Annotated in this window: 17 protein-coding genes; 9 read left to right on the top strand and 8 right to left on the bottom strand. The window is 31.6% G+C overall.

Going from position 1 to position 15268, the window contains the following annotated elements; genetic code table 11:
• Positions 1-242: 242 nt before the first annotated feature.
• From EI427_RS03130 to EI427_RS03140, 3 genes are read right to left on the bottom strand one after another with little or no spacing between them, the layout of a single operon-like run.
• Complete coding sequence (locus tag EI427_RS03130; protein WP_126611523.1) at positions 243-2147, bottom strand: STN domain-containing protein; 1905 nt, start codon at positions 2145-2147, stop codon at positions 243-245.
• Positions 2148-3131, bottom strand: a complete 984-nt coding sequence (locus EI427_RS03135; RefSeq protein ID WP_126611526.1) for a FecR family protein — start codon at positions 3129-3131, stop codon at positions 2148-2150.
• Between the two features lie 43 nt (positions 3132-3174).
• The gene (locus EI427_RS03140) at positions 3175-3723 is read right to left on the bottom strand and encodes an RNA polymerase sigma-70 factor (RefSeq protein WP_170178382.1); all 549 of its coding nucleotides are present in this window, start codon (positions 3721-3723) and stop codon (positions 3175-3177) included.
• 124 nt (positions 3724-3847) lie between these two features.
• Between EI427_RS03140 and EI427_RS03145 the strand changes: the two genes are divergently transcribed.
• The 6 genes from EI427_RS03145 to EI427_RS03170 all read left to right on the top strand — a co-directional run bounded on the left by EI427_RS03145 (position 3848) and on the right by EI427_RS03170 (position 7862).
• Positions 3848-4609 carry a phosphatidylethanolamine N-methyltransferase family domain-containing protein gene (locus EI427_RS03145; RefSeq protein ID WP_126611530.1) on the top strand — a complete coding sequence of 254 codons (762 nt, stop codon included), beginning with the start codon at positions 3848-3850 and terminating at the stop codon, positions 4607-4609.
• A gap of 146 nt (positions 4610-4755) precedes the next feature.
• Positions 4756-5109, top strand: coding sequence for a 50S ribosomal protein L19 (gene rplS, locus EI427_RS03150; protein ID WP_126611532.1), 354 nt, complete (start codon positions 4756-4758; stop codon positions 5107-5109).
• A gap of 143 nt (positions 5110-5252) precedes the next feature.
• Positions 5253-5996 carry a UDP-2,3-diacylglucosamine diphosphatase gene (locus EI427_RS03155; RefSeq protein ID WP_126611533.1) on the top strand — a complete coding sequence of 248 codons (744 nt, stop codon included), beginning with the start codon at positions 5253-5255 and terminating at the stop codon, positions 5994-5996.
• Positions 5962-6768: a hypothetical protein gene (locus EI427_RS03160; RefSeq protein ID WP_126611534.1), complete on the top strand. Its 807-nt coding sequence runs from the start codon at positions 5962-5964 to the stop codon at positions 6766-6768. Before EI427_RS03155 ends, EI427_RS03160 begins: the two co-directional genes overlap by 35 nt.
• Before the next feature lie 3 nt (positions 6769-6771).
• Entirely contained in the window at positions 6772-7266 is a 495-nt protein-coding gene (locus tag EI427_RS03165; RefSeq protein ID WP_126611535.1) for a YkgJ family cysteine cluster protein, read from the top strand.
• A gap of 176 nt (positions 7267-7442) precedes the next feature.
• On the top strand, positions 7443-7862 hold the full coding sequence (locus tag EI427_RS03170) for a hypothetical protein (protein ID WP_126611537.1): 420 nt from the start codon (positions 7443-7445) through the stop codon (positions 7860-7862).
• Between the two features lie 208 nt (positions 7863-8070).
• On the opposite strand, the gene EI427_RS03175 is transcribed toward EI427_RS03170, so the two are convergent.
• Complete coding sequence (locus EI427_RS03175) at positions 8071-8727, bottom strand: hypothetical protein (RefSeq protein WP_126611540.1); 657 nt, start codon at positions 8725-8727, stop codon at positions 8071-8073.
• 134 nt (positions 8728-8861) lie between these two features.
• Positions 8862-9410 (bottom strand): hypothetical protein, encoded by a 549-nt coding sequence (locus tag EI427_RS03180; protein WP_126611542.1) that lies wholly within the window; start codon positions 9408-9410, stop codon positions 8862-8864.
• A 395-nt stretch (positions 9411-9805) separates the two neighbouring features.
• Here EI427_RS03180 and EI427_RS03185 point away from each other — a divergent pair, with 395 nt between their 5' ends.
• Positions 9806-10180, top strand: a complete 375-nt coding sequence (locus tag EI427_RS03185) for a bleomycin resistance protein (RefSeq protein ID WP_126611544.1) — start codon at positions 9806-9808, stop codon at positions 10178-10180.
• 51 nt (positions 10181-10231) lie between these two features.
• Here EI427_RS03185 and EI427_RS03190 read toward each other — a convergent pair whose 3' ends face one another.
• Positions 10232-10624, bottom strand: a complete 393-nt coding sequence (locus tag EI427_RS03190) for a hypothetical protein (protein WP_126611546.1) — start codon at positions 10622-10624, stop codon at positions 10232-10234.
• A gap of 1 nt (position 10625) precedes the next feature.
• Positions 10626-11111 carry a thioredoxin family protein gene (locus tag EI427_RS03195; protein ID WP_126611548.1) on the bottom strand — a complete coding sequence of 162 codons (486 nt, stop codon included), beginning with the start codon at positions 11109-11111 and terminating at the stop codon, positions 10626-10628.
• Positions 11112-11151: 40 nt separating this feature from the next.
• Here EI427_RS03195 and EI427_RS03200 point away from each other — a divergent pair, with 40 nt between their 5' ends.
• Positions 11152-11379 carry a YgjV family protein gene (locus tag EI427_RS03200; protein WP_126611550.1) on the top strand — a complete coding sequence of 76 codons (228 nt, stop codon included), beginning with the start codon at positions 11152-11154 and terminating at the stop codon, positions 11377-11379.
• Here EI427_RS03200 and EI427_RS03205 read toward each other — a convergent pair.
• On the bottom strand, positions 11369-12817 hold the full coding sequence (locus EI427_RS03205; RefSeq protein ID WP_126611553.1) for an arginine deiminase family protein: 1449 nt from the start codon (positions 12815-12817) through the stop codon (positions 11369-11371). The genes EI427_RS03200 and EI427_RS03205 overlap by 11 nt on opposite strands.
• Before the next feature lie 574 nt (positions 12818-13391).
• On the opposite strand from EI427_RS03205, the gene pckA reads away from it, so the two are divergent.
• A complete protein-coding gene (pckA, locus tag EI427_RS03210) occupies positions 13392-15005 on the top strand; it encodes a phosphoenolpyruvate carboxykinase (ATP) (protein WP_126611555.1) in 1614 nt (537 codons plus the stop codon).
• Positions 15006-15268: the final 263 nt, after the last annotated feature.

Raw genomic sequence — 15268 nt, forward strand, 5'->3', positions numbered from 1 at the left:
GGAGTGCATTTTTTACTGCAACATCAAAACATTTTTGATAGTTATTATCTTTTTGTAAATGTACTGAACCCATAATTATTAAGTTGTTTATTGTTTGATACGCAAATGAAAAAAAAAGGATAACAGATTTAGTGTTTTTTATAATGTTATATCCATTGGTTACCTACCAAATTAGTTTATTATCTGCCTATATATACATAGACACATAAATGTAATTAAACCCCTACTTAAAATTTAAATTTTCACCAATTATAACGAATTCCAATACTTCCAGAGATCCAATACATACTATTATCATTTAATTTTTGATGATAAAATGATGGAGGAGGGGTAAACTCATTAGGTATTTTTGAATAACTTACATTAAACGAAGGCCCAACTGTTACAGATAACCTTTTAAAAACGGGTTGTACATAGAGTGTTTTTATTTGAATAAACTGAGTATTAATATCTTCTATTTTAATATCATACACGTTTTCTAGACCAACTTCTAATACGAATCTTTTAAATAGAAAAGAACCGAAACCAATACCAAAATTGTAATTTTTATCTATTTGAGCTCCAATTCTATAATAGTTATATAATTTTTTTGTACCCGAGTAAAACGTACCATTCAAAAAGCCATTTTCGTTAATAGAATAAGAGACAGCATGATAACCATTTTTATAATAAGTGAACAGACCAATAGCAATACCATTCTCTACTTCTTTTGCAGTATTAATTAACCCTATTTGAACACCCTTTTGCGTTCTTGCATAATTATAAATACCCGACAGCTGTACACCTTTATTAGATGCACTAATTGTGCTAGTAATACCAGAAATTTGCCACCCCTTTAAATCTTTTGTATAACTATTTATTCCTGCTAATTGTAATCCATTTACTGTTTTTTGAGTGGTATTTAAGATACCTCCAACCTGAACCCCATATATATTTTTACTATAATTATAGATGCCACCAATTTGTACTCCTTTTAAAGCTGTTCTCGTTGTATTAATAATTCCTCCAATTTGTAATCCTCTTACATTCTCTCTAACGTTATTATTTATACCTCCAATTTGAACACCAACTAAAGAATCTTCTACAACATTAATAATTCCTCCAACTTGTAATCCGTCTACACTCGCCATATCATAATTGATAATTCCTCCAACCTGAGCTCCATTTACATCTTTTCCAACAATATTACTAATGCCAGCAATTTGGGCACCTTTCATATTGTTTCTATTTATATTTACAAAGCCGCCAACTTCTAATCCATTATCAACCCCTGCAGAATATCCTAAAAAGACATTAAGAGAAAACTTATTGGTATAACTACCTCCTAAGAAATTATTGTTACTAATAAACGGGATGAGCGTAAATTGGAATCCTCTAGTAGCTGTATATTCAATATTATTAGAAATAATATTGGCTTCTTCCGGAATGAAATTTTGTATAAATTTAAGTTGATGAATCTTTTCTTTCTGAATCGCCAAATCAGTTGTTATTGGCTGTGTGTTGTTATTGTTAGGTGTAAGTACCACATCAAATCGAGTTGTCTTATTTCCTATTTTAGGTGATAGCTGAACCATTGTATCATAATAGCCTAGCCCTCTAAAAAACACACCTTTTTGTAGTCTTTCTACTGATGTTTTTAATGAGTAATAGCCTAAACTATCTGTAAGTGATAGTACTTTTTCACTTTCATCATAAACAACAATATATTCAATTCCTTTACCTGTTTTCTGATCTATAACCCGACCCTGTATTTCATAATCACTTTTTAAGTGCTCTAACTCTGTTTTAGAATGCCTTTTTTTCTGTTCTATAGGTTTAATTGTAAGCGTTAATGCCTCTCTAATTATTACATGAGAATTTCCTATTTGTTTAAACTCATAGTGGCTACCTAATAATTCAATTAATAGATTATTTACAGTAACATTTTGTTTCTTGATACTTATTTTTTTGCCTAAATCGAGTATTGAAGAATTATAAGAAAACGAGAACCCACTTTCTTTCCCAATAAGTTGTAAAGTGGTGTCAAGCCTCTTATTCTTTACATTAACAGTTATAATCCGACTTAATAAATCGTTACTATTATTAGCAAATAAAAAGGTACTCGATAGAATTACTATCAATAAGATAGTAGAAACAGGCTTAATCATTTACTCAATAGAATATGTTTTGTCTCCTATTTTCTGCACTTTTAAATCAAGCGTAGCTTCCAAGACTTGTAAAATGTCTGTAATAGAATCGTTCTCAAAAGAGGTAGTTACTTTTTTATGATTTAGCTTTTCATTATTGATGGTAATTTTCACTCCATAATTATCTTCTACAGTTTTAATTAAGGCCGTTAATTCAACATCTTTAAATGATAATTTATTATCTACCCAGAATAAACTATTCACATCAGTATTCTCTTCTTTTACAGGAGAAGAAGTTGTTATTTCTCCTTTTGTATTTGCTTTCAATAAAACAAAATCGTCTTTATTGGTTAACGAGGCTAATTTTACTAAGCCTTCAGTTACCGTAACTTCTAATTTACCATCAGCTTCTTTTACATTAAATTTTGTCCCTAATACAGTAATATCACCTTTTTGAGTATGTACAATAAATGGTTTGTCTTCATTATGCGCTACTTCAAAATAGGCTTCTCCTTTAAGTGTCATCTCTCTAGAAGTATCAAAATTTTGTAGAGAAAGCGAAGAATTTTTATTTATAGTAACTTTAGAGCCATCTATCAGCTTTTCTACTTTTGGTACATCTACTGTTACATACTTTTGGACAATCTCATTAGAGTTACTTTGTTGATTTGTATAAAATCGGATACCAAAAACAATAAAAATAAGTGCGGCAACTGCTGCTGTATATTTATAGAAAGGGTGAAACTGAATTAATTTGTTATCGTTAGATGATGCGTCAATTCGCCTAGACATTTTATCCCATGCAGCGTCAACATCAATATTAACAGGTTTTGGATGCACAGTACCAGAAAGAGCCCACGCCTTTTTAAAGGAATCGAAATCTTCTTGATTTTTCTCTGATTGTGCTAACCATCTATTTACTTCTTGATTTTCTTCTTCTGATGTTTCTTTCAATAAAAATCGAGAAAGTAAATTATCGTCTATATGTTTATTCTTATCCATCATTATTTAAAGGACACTTAGAAATGAATTAACCCCTATGGAATGACTAAAAATTTTTAATAAAAAAAATAATCAGTAACGTAAGAAAACCTGTCAGCTCTTTTCTTAAATATTTAAGAGCGCTTGACATCTGATTTTCAACAGTTTTAATACTGATATCTAATTGTTTAGAGATCTCAGCATATTTTAAACCATCAAACCTACTCAATAGAAATATTTCTTTTCTTTTAGTAGGCATTGTATCTATGCTTTTACGAATTTTTTGATCTAATTCCTTAGCTTCCAATAGCAAGAGTTCATTAGAAGAGGCCTCATTAATTAATTCTTCATTGTAGTTTTTATACTGATCTTTTACTTCAGTATGTCTTATTACATTTAGCGCTTTATTTTTTACTGATCTAGTAAGGTATGCTTCTACAGAAGTTGTAATTTCTAGTGAATTACGTGATTCCCAAAGCTTAAATAAAAGATCTTGAACAATATCTTCACTTGCTTGAATATCATTTAATATGCTATTGGCATATGCACAGAGTTTTGGATATTGAACTTTAAAAAGCGTCTCAAATTGCTCTTTTGTTTTTATTTCAGGTACCAAAGCGACAATTGTATATTTAATTGTAAAAGGGAGTGGTAATTGTGCAAGATAGTGATATTCATTAGAATTAATAAACTTCGTTTTGTTCCTTTACATGAACAATAATTATCTTTAATAGTACTTTATGACACAGCAAGACACATTTGAAAATATTGGATGGGTGTGGATTTTAATAGCAATAATAACTTTCTGTTCTTTGTTTTTTGGAAAAGTTACAGCTCCATTCGGAAGGCACACAAGGTCTGATTGGGGGCCGATGATTGCAAATTCTTGGGGGTGGTTCTGGATGGAAATAATATCGCCAATAGGGTTGTGGATTGGATTTTATATAGCAAATGATGGTGTGTTTACGGTGTCTATACAAGCATTAATTGGTATGATAGCTTGGACTGTTCATTATATAAATAGGACTTTTATTTTTCCATTTCGAATGCCCAATAAAAAGAAAAAGATGCCCGTGATTATTATGGGATCGGCTATATTTTTTAATTCAATTAACGGCACATTGAATGGTTATTTTTTAGGTCACGATTGGGTGTTTCAATCAGATTATTTGATGTATTTCGGTATTTTACTTTTCAGTATTGGGATGTTTATCAATATAAAATCTGATAATATACTTTTGGGTTTACGGAAGCCAGGAGAAACACATTATGTAGTGCCTAATAAATACCTCTTTAAGAAGATATGTTCTCCTAATTTATTTGGTGAAATAATAGAATGGGTAGGCTTTTTATGTATTGCTCCAAGTGTAGCTAGTCTAAGTTTTTTAATTTGGACATTGGCAAATCTAATGCCTAGAGCTAGAGATCATTACAATTGGTATATCAAAACATTTAGAGATTATCCTAAAGATAGATATGTGTTATTTCCGTTTATTTGGTAGTAAAATAACATGCTGTAAGTGGGAATTCTTTTAATATTCGTAAATCAAGATGTAAAAGTGGCTTATTTTGAACAAAAGATTTCTTTATCAAGTTATTATGGCTACATTTGCAAATCTAAAATTTTGTACGATAAATTTATCACACAATGGATTTAATCAAAAAAGTTGAAAAGGATTTTTCATCCCACATGGAGAAACATCCCGCTTTCGGCGCAGGAGATACTATCGAAGTATACGTAAAAATTATCGAAGGTAGCAAGGAGCGTATTCAAAAGTTCCAAGGTACTGTAATCCAACGCCGTAATAAAGGTAGCTTGGGAGAAACTTTTACTGTACGTAAGATCTCTAACGGAATTGGCGTTGAGCGTATATTCCCATTAAACTCACCAAGCGTCGACAAGATCGAAGTATTGAGAAGAGGTAAAGTAAGAAGAGCAAGATTATTCTACTTACGTGGCCGCTACGGTAAGGCTGCGAAAGTTAGAGAAAGAAGATACTAATCTTTTTATCTTGGCTTCGCCAAAAAATACAAGACCGACATTCTATTGCAGATTGTCGGTTTTTTTATTTTTAAAATATTACTTTTGTAGTCCACAATTTATAGATGCCTACTTCATTATAAAGAGTAATCGTTAAATATCATATGTCTAAAAAAATTTACTTTGCATCAGATTTTCATTTCGGAACACCTTCTTATGAAGAAAGTTTAAAAAGAGAAAAGAAAGTTTGTCGTTGGTTAGATATGGCTGCAGAAGATGCAGAACATATCTATTTATTGGGTGATATTTTTGACTTTTGGTTTGAGTACCGCTTTGCTATCCCTAAAGGGTTTCTTCGTTTTCAAGGAAAACTAGCGGAATTAGTTGATAGGGGTATTAAGATTAGCCTTTTTACGGGTAATCATGATATGTGGATGTTTGATTACTTTGAAAAAGAGTTGGGTGTTCCGATTATCAGAGAGCCTATAGATATTGAACTAAGTGGTAAAAAGTTCCATATAGGGCATGGTGATGGTTTAGGTCCTGGAGATTATACGTATAAATTTTTAAAGAAGGTTTTTGCTAATAAAGCTTGTCAGTGGTTATTTGGTTTTTTACATCCTACAATAGGAATGGGAATTGCCCAAAATTGGTCTAAGCATAGCCGTGCAGCAGGAGCAGAGAAGGAACACGAGTTTCATGGTAAAGAAAATGAGTGGTTATGGCAATATTGTCAGGAAAAACAGGCAGAAGAATACAGAGATTATTATATCTTTGGACATAGACACTTGCCTCTAGAACTCGATCTTGACAATGGAGGAAAGTACATTAACACAGGAGAATGGCTTTCTTATGATACATACGCTACTTTTGATGGAGAAAAATTGGAACTTCTTACTTTTAAGTAATCTATTTTTAGTATTGCCCTTTTTATTAACTGCCCAAACGTTAGAGTTTGAGGTGGAAGTAGGAGAGATTGCTACGGTAGATATAGACCGGAATGGAAAAGTGTATGTTGTAGATCATCAAGGTAATGTTGCTCAATGGGTAAATACTACAAAAGAAAGATGGTACTCTCCTCAAGCTGCCGCAGAAGTACAAATAGATGCATGGGCAATGCTAAATACTATTTTATTCTCTCCAGATTGGCAGGCAATCAGAATATTAGGACAACAATTAACCGTCCAATCAGAATATATCTTTTCTCCAGAACTAGTTGAGTATGCCTCTGTGGCAACAAATGCTACAGATGGAGGTATTTGGTTATATGACCAATCAGCATTTCGTATGAAGAAATATTACCCAAGTACGGAGTCTCTATCTATTAACGTAGAATTAGAACGTTTAATAAATGGAAATGATTGGAATCCAATTTGGATGAAAGAGTTTCAAAACAATTTATATGTTCTTGATGAATTAAACGGCGTATATACGTTTGATCTATTAGGGAATATTCTCTCTATGCCTTACAATGTAAAAGGAGCAACTTTAATAGGCTTAACAGCAAAAGAAATGTATTGGCTTGAGAAAGGAAAAGAAATACATTTTAAAGAGTTATATGGTGTGAAAACAAGAGTTTTAGAACTCCCATTAACTAAGGTAGAAGCAATTCTATTTAACGATTCTCAAAACAGGATTTACTGTTTTAAAAACAAAAAAATGTACGCATACCAATTATAATAAATGATGGATATCTACGAAGATTGGCAATTAAATGCCAAATTAAAATTGAAAGAGACAGAGACTTTCCTGAAACGTTTAAAGAAAACAAAGAAAGGAAAATTGATTGATCAAATTGTTAATGATGCAGATGAAAAGGTATTTGAAAAATTTGATTGTCTATCGTGTGCGAACTGTTGTAAGACAATTAGCCCTGTAGTTACAGCTACGGATGTACGAAGAATTGCAAAACATCTACGTATCAAAGAGACAGAAGTATTATCAGAATATATGCGTGTTGATAGTGATGGTGATTATGTAATGAACCGTCAGCCATGTCCATTTTTAGAAGATGATAATGAATGCTCTATTTACGATGTAAGGCCAAAAGCATGTAAAGAATATCCATTAACTCAAAATAAAGGATTTAACCAACGCCCTGCACTGCATACATTAAATACAATTACATGCCCAGCAGTATTTCATGTTGTAGAAAGATTAAAAGAAAAAATTAAATAGCAATATGTTAATGTGAATTAATATTCACAGATGATAACAGGTTTTTTGGAACTAAATATATTAAGCTATAGTAGGTTGCATTTAAATAAATAAGCAAGAAAAATTAGGTGTTTGTTTACCCATTTGCACTTAATAGTATAAACTTAATAATATCTTTACCTAACAACCTTTATATCATGAAAACTGTAGCTAGTTTAATTACTGTAGCTTTGCTTTTCGCTTACTTTAATATGGCTTATGCTGTAGAAGTAGAGAAAATTGCAGCAACTCACCTAAACGAATTAAAAGGAAATGTATTTTCTGGAAAAGGAGCAGAAAATCTTTTAGAAGATTACGTAGGACTCTTTAGAGACAATAAAAGTACTTTTATTTTTCATACCGAGTCAGAAGATCTTGTAGCACAATTTAAATCAGGAATTAGAACTGTAGAATTGTGTGAAACGATTATTACAAACCAAATGACCAATGTTTATTTTAAGATAAACGGAGATGTTTTAGTTCATGTCTCTTATCTAAATAAATCGGGAGAGATGTACAAATGTAGGTTAAGACAAGAAAAGCAATTAGTTGCTGACCTTGCTAAAGCAAGTAAATAAGTAGAAAGTTCTATAAGTAATAGACTTAATTTAACGAACAAAAACCAAGTTAAAAATACTACTATTTATAGATTACTACATTGGAGTAAATACAAAAAAGGATTGATTTATATATAAATCAATCCTTTTTTGTATCAAAAATATTTTCAATATGCTCTTATAATTTATACTACTAACGTACTCTGCTTTAGTCATTTTTTATAGAATACTAAAACCCAAAAACAACGTCTACAGTTGCTCCAAATGTAGGTTCTCCAGATTGTACATCAATACCTGGAGACAATGTGAAACCTGTACTCCAATGGCTATTTAATGAGTAAGCTATACCTGTTTGAACAATAATTGAACCTCCCCATTCTCTGTGAGATTGATCCATATCAGAAGTACTATAATCATCTGGGTGAGGAACCTCTTCAGGTTCTAAATCTAGATATTCATCTGTAGGAACCTCATGATCATGAAAACCAAAAGTTCCACCAACCCCTACAAAAGTACCCCATCTTGAATGACCAATTGGAATTTCTCTAACAATAACACTTGCAAAGTGCTTACCTGTAAATTCTACTGTACCTTGGAATTTTGTAAGGTGGGCAAAATATACAGATCCGGTAAACTCGTAATGACCGCTATTGTTATAAGAGATCTCTAGTTCATATTTATGATGGTGCTCTTCTTCTTTATGAATGTCTGCATGCTCAATTTCTGAATTTACTTCTGCACTAATTTCAGTATGAGTTTGCTCACTCTTAGTAAAATCTTTATCTCCTTCTACATAAACGTGTGCATCTTCTTGTGCAAACAATACAGAGGATAACCCTACTAAACATAAAGTTAATAAGAAACGTGTACTTAAATTATATAACATAATTGATACTGTGAGTGATTGTAGATTTTGATTAAATAGCATTTCATATTGTATAATCTACTAATACGTAAGTATATTTATTATGTTTGACTTTAAACTAAATTATTAAAAGTCATTAAGTTTTTTATGATTTATTAAAATCCGAAAACTAAATCAAGTGTCATCCCAAAATTAGGTTGATGTGTTTCTATATCAACTCCTGGAGAGAGTGTAAAACCTGTACTCCAATGCTTGTTTACAGAATAAGCCATACCAGATTGGAAAATTATACTTCCTTCCCAGTCTTTCGCATTCTTGTTGGTATCTTCAACGTGCGTGTTAGAAGAAGATGTAGCGTGTTCCCCTTCTTTTTCGAAGCCAAAAGTAGAACCTAATCCTACAAATGTTCCAAATTTAGAGTGACCTAATGGAATTTCTCTCACAAAGCATCCGGCAAAATGATGTCCAGTAAATTCTACTGTACCCTGAAATTTTGTTAGGTGTGCAAAGTATACAGAACTTGTAAATTCGAAATGTGCGGCACTATTATAAGAGACTTCTACTTCGAAATGATTCTCATGATGTTCCCCTTCGATAACGCTTTTGTCATGCCCTTTTTTCTTGTCATCTCTTTCGGTTGCTAGTGCATCAAAAGAAAAAAAGCAAAGGATAGATAAAAATGGATAAAAATATTTAGTTAACACTTTGTTGAATAAGTTAATTTATTGTAGTTCACTTGTTTTGAAAAAGCAACTTATGAAAAAAAACTTATAAATAAAGTGACAGAACACTCTATTAACAGTTGTTTATTTAAAATAAATACCTGTATTTTTTACGTTTAAATAGTATGCGTTTGCATATTGTTATGTGGTAATCTGTTTTGATAATTATAGTGTGAATTTTATCTGAGAGGAAAATACTGTAGTAACTATAAATTATCAATTAGTTTAATATTTCACAAAATAGATGATTTAAGTAAGTTGAAAATATTGAGGTGAAAGATTTGAAAAAATATTAGAGAGAAGTACCATTTAAAAGAGTATTTCTAATACCTTACTATCAAAGAATTGGTTTTACATAAAAAGATAAAGAAAGAAATATGTTGAGAAGTATCCACCCTAAATTACCAATGCGTGATAAAAATATCACTAAATCATTCTATCTAAATAAATTAGGGTTTTCTGAAGTTGGTACTATTGATTATGATGGGTATTTAATGATAAAGAAAGATCAAATTGAGATTCACTTTTTTGAGTTTAAAGAACTAGAACCAAAAGATAATTACGGACAGGTGTATATTAGAGTTGATGACATTGACCGTTTATATCAATCATTAGTAGATCAAAATACAACTATCCACCCGAATGGGCCATTAGAAGTAAAACCTTGGGGGCAAAAAGAATTTGCTGTTTTAGATCCTGATAATAACCTTTTGACTTTTGGTGAATGTATAGAAGTCATAAAAAAAAGCTAACAACACTGCATAAAAAGAGTTGTTAGCTTTGTACATTTTTCTAGAATATTCTTAATTATTAGGATTGTAAGTATCCCATAATTGAGGGTAAGAGGTTGAATTACTACTGACAGTAAATGTTTGTTTTACACTAGAATACGGAAATGTTTCCGGATTTTTATAGGGTTCTATTGTACAAGTACCTCTATATGTAAATTCAATTTTACTTACCATTACAGTATCACTTGCTCTTGTAAACAATTTGGTAGCCCCATATATAGGTGGTTCCATAGCGTACCTATCAAGTACAGTTACTTTTGCCGTTAATGTTTTACACCCCTCCCAATTAAATTCCATATATCCAGTTTTTAAAGGATACGATTCTATTGGTTGGCAAGCGTTAAAAATTAATGCTAGAGATAGTAATAAAATAGGTGGTAGTAAAAATTGTAAAATCTTTTTCATACTATTTATAGGTGGCAGGGTTGATTGCAGTAGGTGTCCAGCCATTAATAAATTGCATTACTTTATTTTTATCGTATCCTTTTCCACTTTCTAGATTACCAGAGTTTTGGATATGTATCACTTTCCCACTACCGTTTAATATAACAAAAACAGGAAAGCCGAAACGTTGAGGATTACCTAATAACTCCATCGTTTCTTCGTTTTTATTTTCTTTACTCCAGTTTACAAGAACGGTAACGTAATTATCGTTCATCACTTTCATAATTTCTTCGTCCTGATGTGTAAATTTTGCATACAGTTTACACCACCCACACCAATTACCACCTACTTTTACAAATACATGTTTATTCGATTTTTTTGCCAAAGAAACAGCCTCTTTAATATCTGCTTTTGCGTCTGCACTCGGATCGTAGACTTCGGTTTGTGAATATGCATTAATTGATATGAAAATACCGATAATTGAGATTAATAATTTTAAGTTTTTCATGTTTGTTATCTAAATTATAACGCGAACTAAATATAAAAAAATGGAAATGAATACTGAATATATAGGGTATCTAGCATCTATCCTTTTAATGATATCATTCTCACTTAAGAATGTAAATAAATTACGTTTAATAAATACCTTAGGCTGTTTTACCTTTGTATTGTATGGATATTTATTAGATGCATGGCCAGTGGTTATATCAAATGGTTTTATTGCAACTGTAAATATCTTTTACCTTCTTAAAGATAAGAAAAACCCTAGTAAATAGGATCTCTCTTAATAGGCATACTCATACAATGTGATCCTCCTCTTGCTCTAGATAATTCAGCAGAAGGGAGTAGAATCAATGTGTCTTTGATGTCTGCAGGTTTCTTTTCTTCATTTTTAAAAGCTTTAAGAAGGTCTTCCGCTTTTATAATATCAATACCTTGCTTTTTAAAGCCCTCAGCAGTTTTATCATTTCTGTCGTAACCAATTACTACCCCTTCTTTTAATGCAAGAACATTACAAGAGTCTGTCCATTGTTCTCTTCTACCAAAAGGAAATTGATTATCACCAGAATAGATAAATCGAGTAGGAGTTGTAGAATGAAGATCATTTAGACTGATATCATTCAACAGATCTTCTAAATAATCAAATTTAATAGGCTTATTGTAATCTTGACCTTTTACATATTGTAAAATTTCTAATTCATTTTCACTTTTCTGTCCTCCTAAAGAAGAAATGAAATCACCCTTTTCTTTTTTTAAACCCTCTTTAGAGAAAGAACCAAACAATACCCATAAATTTCTTTTTACCTGAGTAAAGGTAGTGTCAATGTGCATATAGGCCCTTTTTGCAGGGATTTTTACAACAGTAACTTTATCTACAATACCTCTTCTATGCATTTCGTGCACAACTTTACTAGCAGCGTGTATAGAAGTTCTCTCACTTACACCTACTAATAAGTGGTTTGGAGCTACAGTCATAACATCTCCACCCTCTAAAGTGACAATTTTTTTATTCTGTTCCTCTTCATCTAATAAGAAGAAATCTTCGGGGTCAGTTATCTCTATAATCTTATCTGTGTATTCTTGAAACATAGGGTGATTAAAGAAAATGTATTTCATTAAAATCGACTCCCTTGTTCTTGCTTTTTTCTTTGGCTTATTTAATAGAATATGATCGTTAACTGTTATACCAATGTCTCTAGTAAATATAAGATTTGGTATAGGAGGGAAGATCATTCTTTTGTCTGGTAGTATTCCAGAAATCATAGTTCGAGCCAATACAGACGATTCTAGCTCCATTAATTCGTCTTGTAATAGGTAGGATGTCCCTTCATGTGCACAAACAGAAGCAATCATTCTTAATCTTAGATTAGGATTCTCTAAAATTGAAGCAAGTAGTGCTTGGGGTTCTATTACTTTATCAGAATTGAAATAATCTTTTTTATCTGGTTTGTAAAAATGTCTTTCAGATTCAGGTAAGTCTATTTGATGAATTTGAGAATGTATTTTTTCATAGTCTAGAAAATAGAGTAAGATCTTTAAGTATAAATCATATTCTTTTTTACGCATGGTTTCTAAATGGATAATATCTTCAAAAAGCCATTCTTGCGCTTTAGTTGGTATTACTTTTCCAATGCCTTCATCTGGGCTATGGATAATTAACCTTCTAAGTGTACCTACTTCAGAACTTACGTTTATATCTAGATTACTATGCATTATATATATATGTTGATATACCTTTTTTATTATTTCAACTTAAATATCCATTATTTAAGGCATTCATTTAAATTTTTAAGAGAAATTATCTACATCTGTCACTATTAAATCAAAATCACCTCTTAATAATGATATTTATTATTTAATAAGATTAAAAATTGACTTTTTTGAAGAGTATTGATTATTTTTCTATTTTTTCTTTTGTATTTATAAACGTAGTTTTTACATTTGAATATCAATTCAAATTTTATAGTTAAATATTCAGTTAAATTATAGTCGTAAATAAAAAATCTCAGTAATTATTATTAATCAAATAAAAGTTAACTATTTGTTATTCAATGTTTTAATGTCCGAGCATTTAAAGTCATTGACTTATGGTGATATAGTTTTTAAAACTTGTTGACAAAAGTCATTTAGACACTTTTAAAATACACGTACTATTGTAACGTAATCAATGGCCAACAACACAACCAATAAACGGACATTAATTACTATTGAATTACTATAGAGTACATTTGTATTTTATTGTATTATTCCAATAAGCACATAATGTAAAAGCAATTAAAACAACACAATGATGACAGAAACACACAAATTAGCGGGTAAACTTTTATCACAATCAAAAAGAGTAAACAAAGATTTATCAGTTGCTGAGCTAGTAGCAGAAGCAATTAACAACGGCGAAGGCGTATTAAACTCGACAGGAGCTATCATGTGCGACACAGGTAAGTTCACTGGTCGTTCTCCTCAAGACCGTTTTATCGTAAAAGACGATTACACTACCGACAGAGTATGGTGGGGTAACATTAACAAACCATTTCCACAAGACAAATTCAATGGTTTAGCTAATAAGATGGTAGATTACTTATTAGATAACCAAAAATTATATGTAAATAATGTATACGCTGGGGCAGATCCTGCCTACCGTATTAAAGTAAGAGTTGTAACACCTTTAGCATCTGTATCGCACTTTGTGAACAACATGTTTATTGTTCCAACTGCAGAAGAGTTAGCAGCATTCGGAGAGCCTGATTACGTAGTATTACAAGCTCCAGAATATAATGCAAACCCAGAAATTGATGGCACTCGCCAAGGTAACTTCTCTATCTTAAACTTTGGAGAAAAAGCTGCTTTAGTAGGTGGTTCTCGTTATACTGGAGAAATTAAAAAAGGTATTTTCTCTGTTTTGAATGCGTTATTAGTAGATCAAAATGTTCTGCCAATGCACTGTTCTGCTAACGAAGGAGTAGATGGAGATTCTGCTGTATTCTTTGGCTTATCAGGTACTGGTAAAACAACTTTATCTGCAGACCCTAAGAGAAATCTAATTGGTGATGACGAGCATGGTTGGTCTGACAATGGTATTTACAACTTCGAAGGTGGTTGTTATGCTAAAACAATTGACTTATCTAGAGAAAATGAGCCAGAAATTTGGGATGCTATAAAGTTTGGTGCAACATTAGAAAACACTCGTTTCTTCCCAGGAACTACAGTTGTTGACTATGCAAATGTGTCTATAACAGAAAACACACGAGTATCTTACCCAATCGATCATATCGAAAATGCTAAGATACCATCTGTATCAGAAACTCATCCTCGTAATATTTTCTTCTTAACTTGTGATGCATACGGTGTGTTACCAGCAATTTCTAAGTTAACTAAGGAACAAGCAATGTACCACTTTATGTCTGGTTACACAGCAAAAGTTGCAGGTACTGAGGCAGGTATTACGGAGCCAACGCCTACATTCTCTGCGTGTTTTGGAGCTCCTTTCATGCCACTTCACCCATCGGTTTATGCAATGAAACTAGGTGAAAAAATGACAGAGCATAATACGAATATTTGGTTAATCAATACAGGTTGGTCTAATGGTCCTTCTGATAAAGTTGGTAGAACTAAATTAAAGTACACTAGAGCAATGATTACAGCAGCTTTAGAAGGTAAACTAGATAATATTGAGTTTGTTGAGCACCCAGTATTTGGAGTTCAAGTTCCTACTCAAGTAGAAGGTGTACCAACTGAAGCATTAGATGCTAAAGCATCATGGGCACTTGGAGGATTTGAAGGTTACGAAGAAACTGCTGCTAAATTAGCGAACAAGTTTGTTGATAACTTCAAGAAATTTGAAGAAGGTTTAGAAGATAAAGCGATTCTAGAAGGTGCTCCTAAGGTAGGTGTAAAAGCTTAATTATAGTAGTTTTCTAGTACGAATATATAGACATCAGGTGGAGGCTATCATTTTTAAAATGGTAGCCTCTTTTTTTGTTTTATACTGTAATCAGTTCTTTTGCTAATGGTGAGTTTATAATTTATTCATCTTAAGATTTTTATATTTCTTTAATGTTTCGTGATTTTAGGTATTATTTCAGTTTCATCTATTTATTCATTGTAAGTTTACATTTAAAGCTCTTTTTGCTCTTTAGTTTTAATCAAATGTTAATTTTATATTGT

Source organism: Flammeovirga pectinis (assembly GCF_003970675.1).
Lineage (GTDB): Bacteria > Bacteroidota > Bacteroidia > Cytophagales > Flammeovirgaceae > Flammeovirga > Flammeovirga pectinis.

Bases quoted from the DNA above. Each gene is read 5' to 3' on its own strand.
- pckA (WP_126611555.1), top strand. From the start codon at position 13,392: ATGATGACAGAAACACACAAATTAGCGGGTAAACTTTTATCACAATCA.
- EI427_RS03170 (WP_126611537.1), top strand. From the start codon at position 7,443: ATGAAAACTGTAGCTAGTTTAATTACTGTAGCTTTGCTTTTCGCTTAC.
- EI427_RS03190 (WP_126611546.1), bottom strand. From the start codon at position 10,624: ATGAAAAAGATTTTACAATTTTTACTACCACCTATTTTATTACTATCT.
- EI427_RS03175 (WP_126611540.1), bottom strand. From the start codon at position 8,727: ATGTTATATAATTTAAGTACACGTTTCTTATTAACTTTATGTTTAGTA.
- EI427_RS03155 (WP_126611533.1), top strand. From the start codon at position 5,253: ATGTCTAAAAAAATTTACTTTGCATCAGATTTTCATTTCGGAACACCT.
- EI427_RS03160 (WP_126611534.1), top strand. From the start codon at position 5,962: ATGGAGAAAAATTGGAACTTCTTACTTTTAAGTAATCTATTTTTAGTA.
- EI427_RS03145 (WP_126611530.1), top strand. From the start codon at position 3,848: ATGACACAGCAAGACACATTTGAAAATATTGGATGGGTGTGGATTTTA.
- EI427_RS03185 (WP_126611544.1), top strand. From the start codon at position 9,806: ATGTTGAGAAGTATCCACCCTAAATTACCAATGCGTGATAAAAATATC.
- EI427_RS03165 (WP_126611535.1), top strand. From the start codon at position 6,772: ATGATGGATATCTACGAAGATTGGCAATTAAATGCCAAATTAAAATTG.
- EI427_RS03195 (WP_126611548.1), bottom strand. From the start codon at position 11,111: ATGAAAAACTTAAAATTATTAATCTCAATTATCGGTATTTTCATATCA.
- EI427_RS03130 (WP_126611523.1), bottom strand. From the start codon at position 2,147: ATGATTAAGCCTGTTTCTACTATCTTATTGATAGTAATTCTATCGAGT.
- EI427_RS03200 (WP_126611550.1), top strand. From the start codon at position 11,152: ATGGAAATGAATACTGAATATATAGGGTATCTAGCATCTATCCTTTTA.
- EI427_RS03205 (WP_126611553.1), bottom strand. From the start codon at position 12,817: ATGCATAGTAATCTAGATATAAACGTAAGTTCTGAAGTAGGTACACTT.
- EI427_RS03135 (WP_126611526.1), bottom strand. From the start codon at position 3,131: ATGATGGATAAGAATAAACATATAGACGATAATTTACTTTCTCGATTT.
- rplS (WP_126611532.1), top strand. From the start codon at position 4,756: ATGGATTTAATCAAAAAAGTTGAAAAGGATTTTTCATCCCACATGGAG.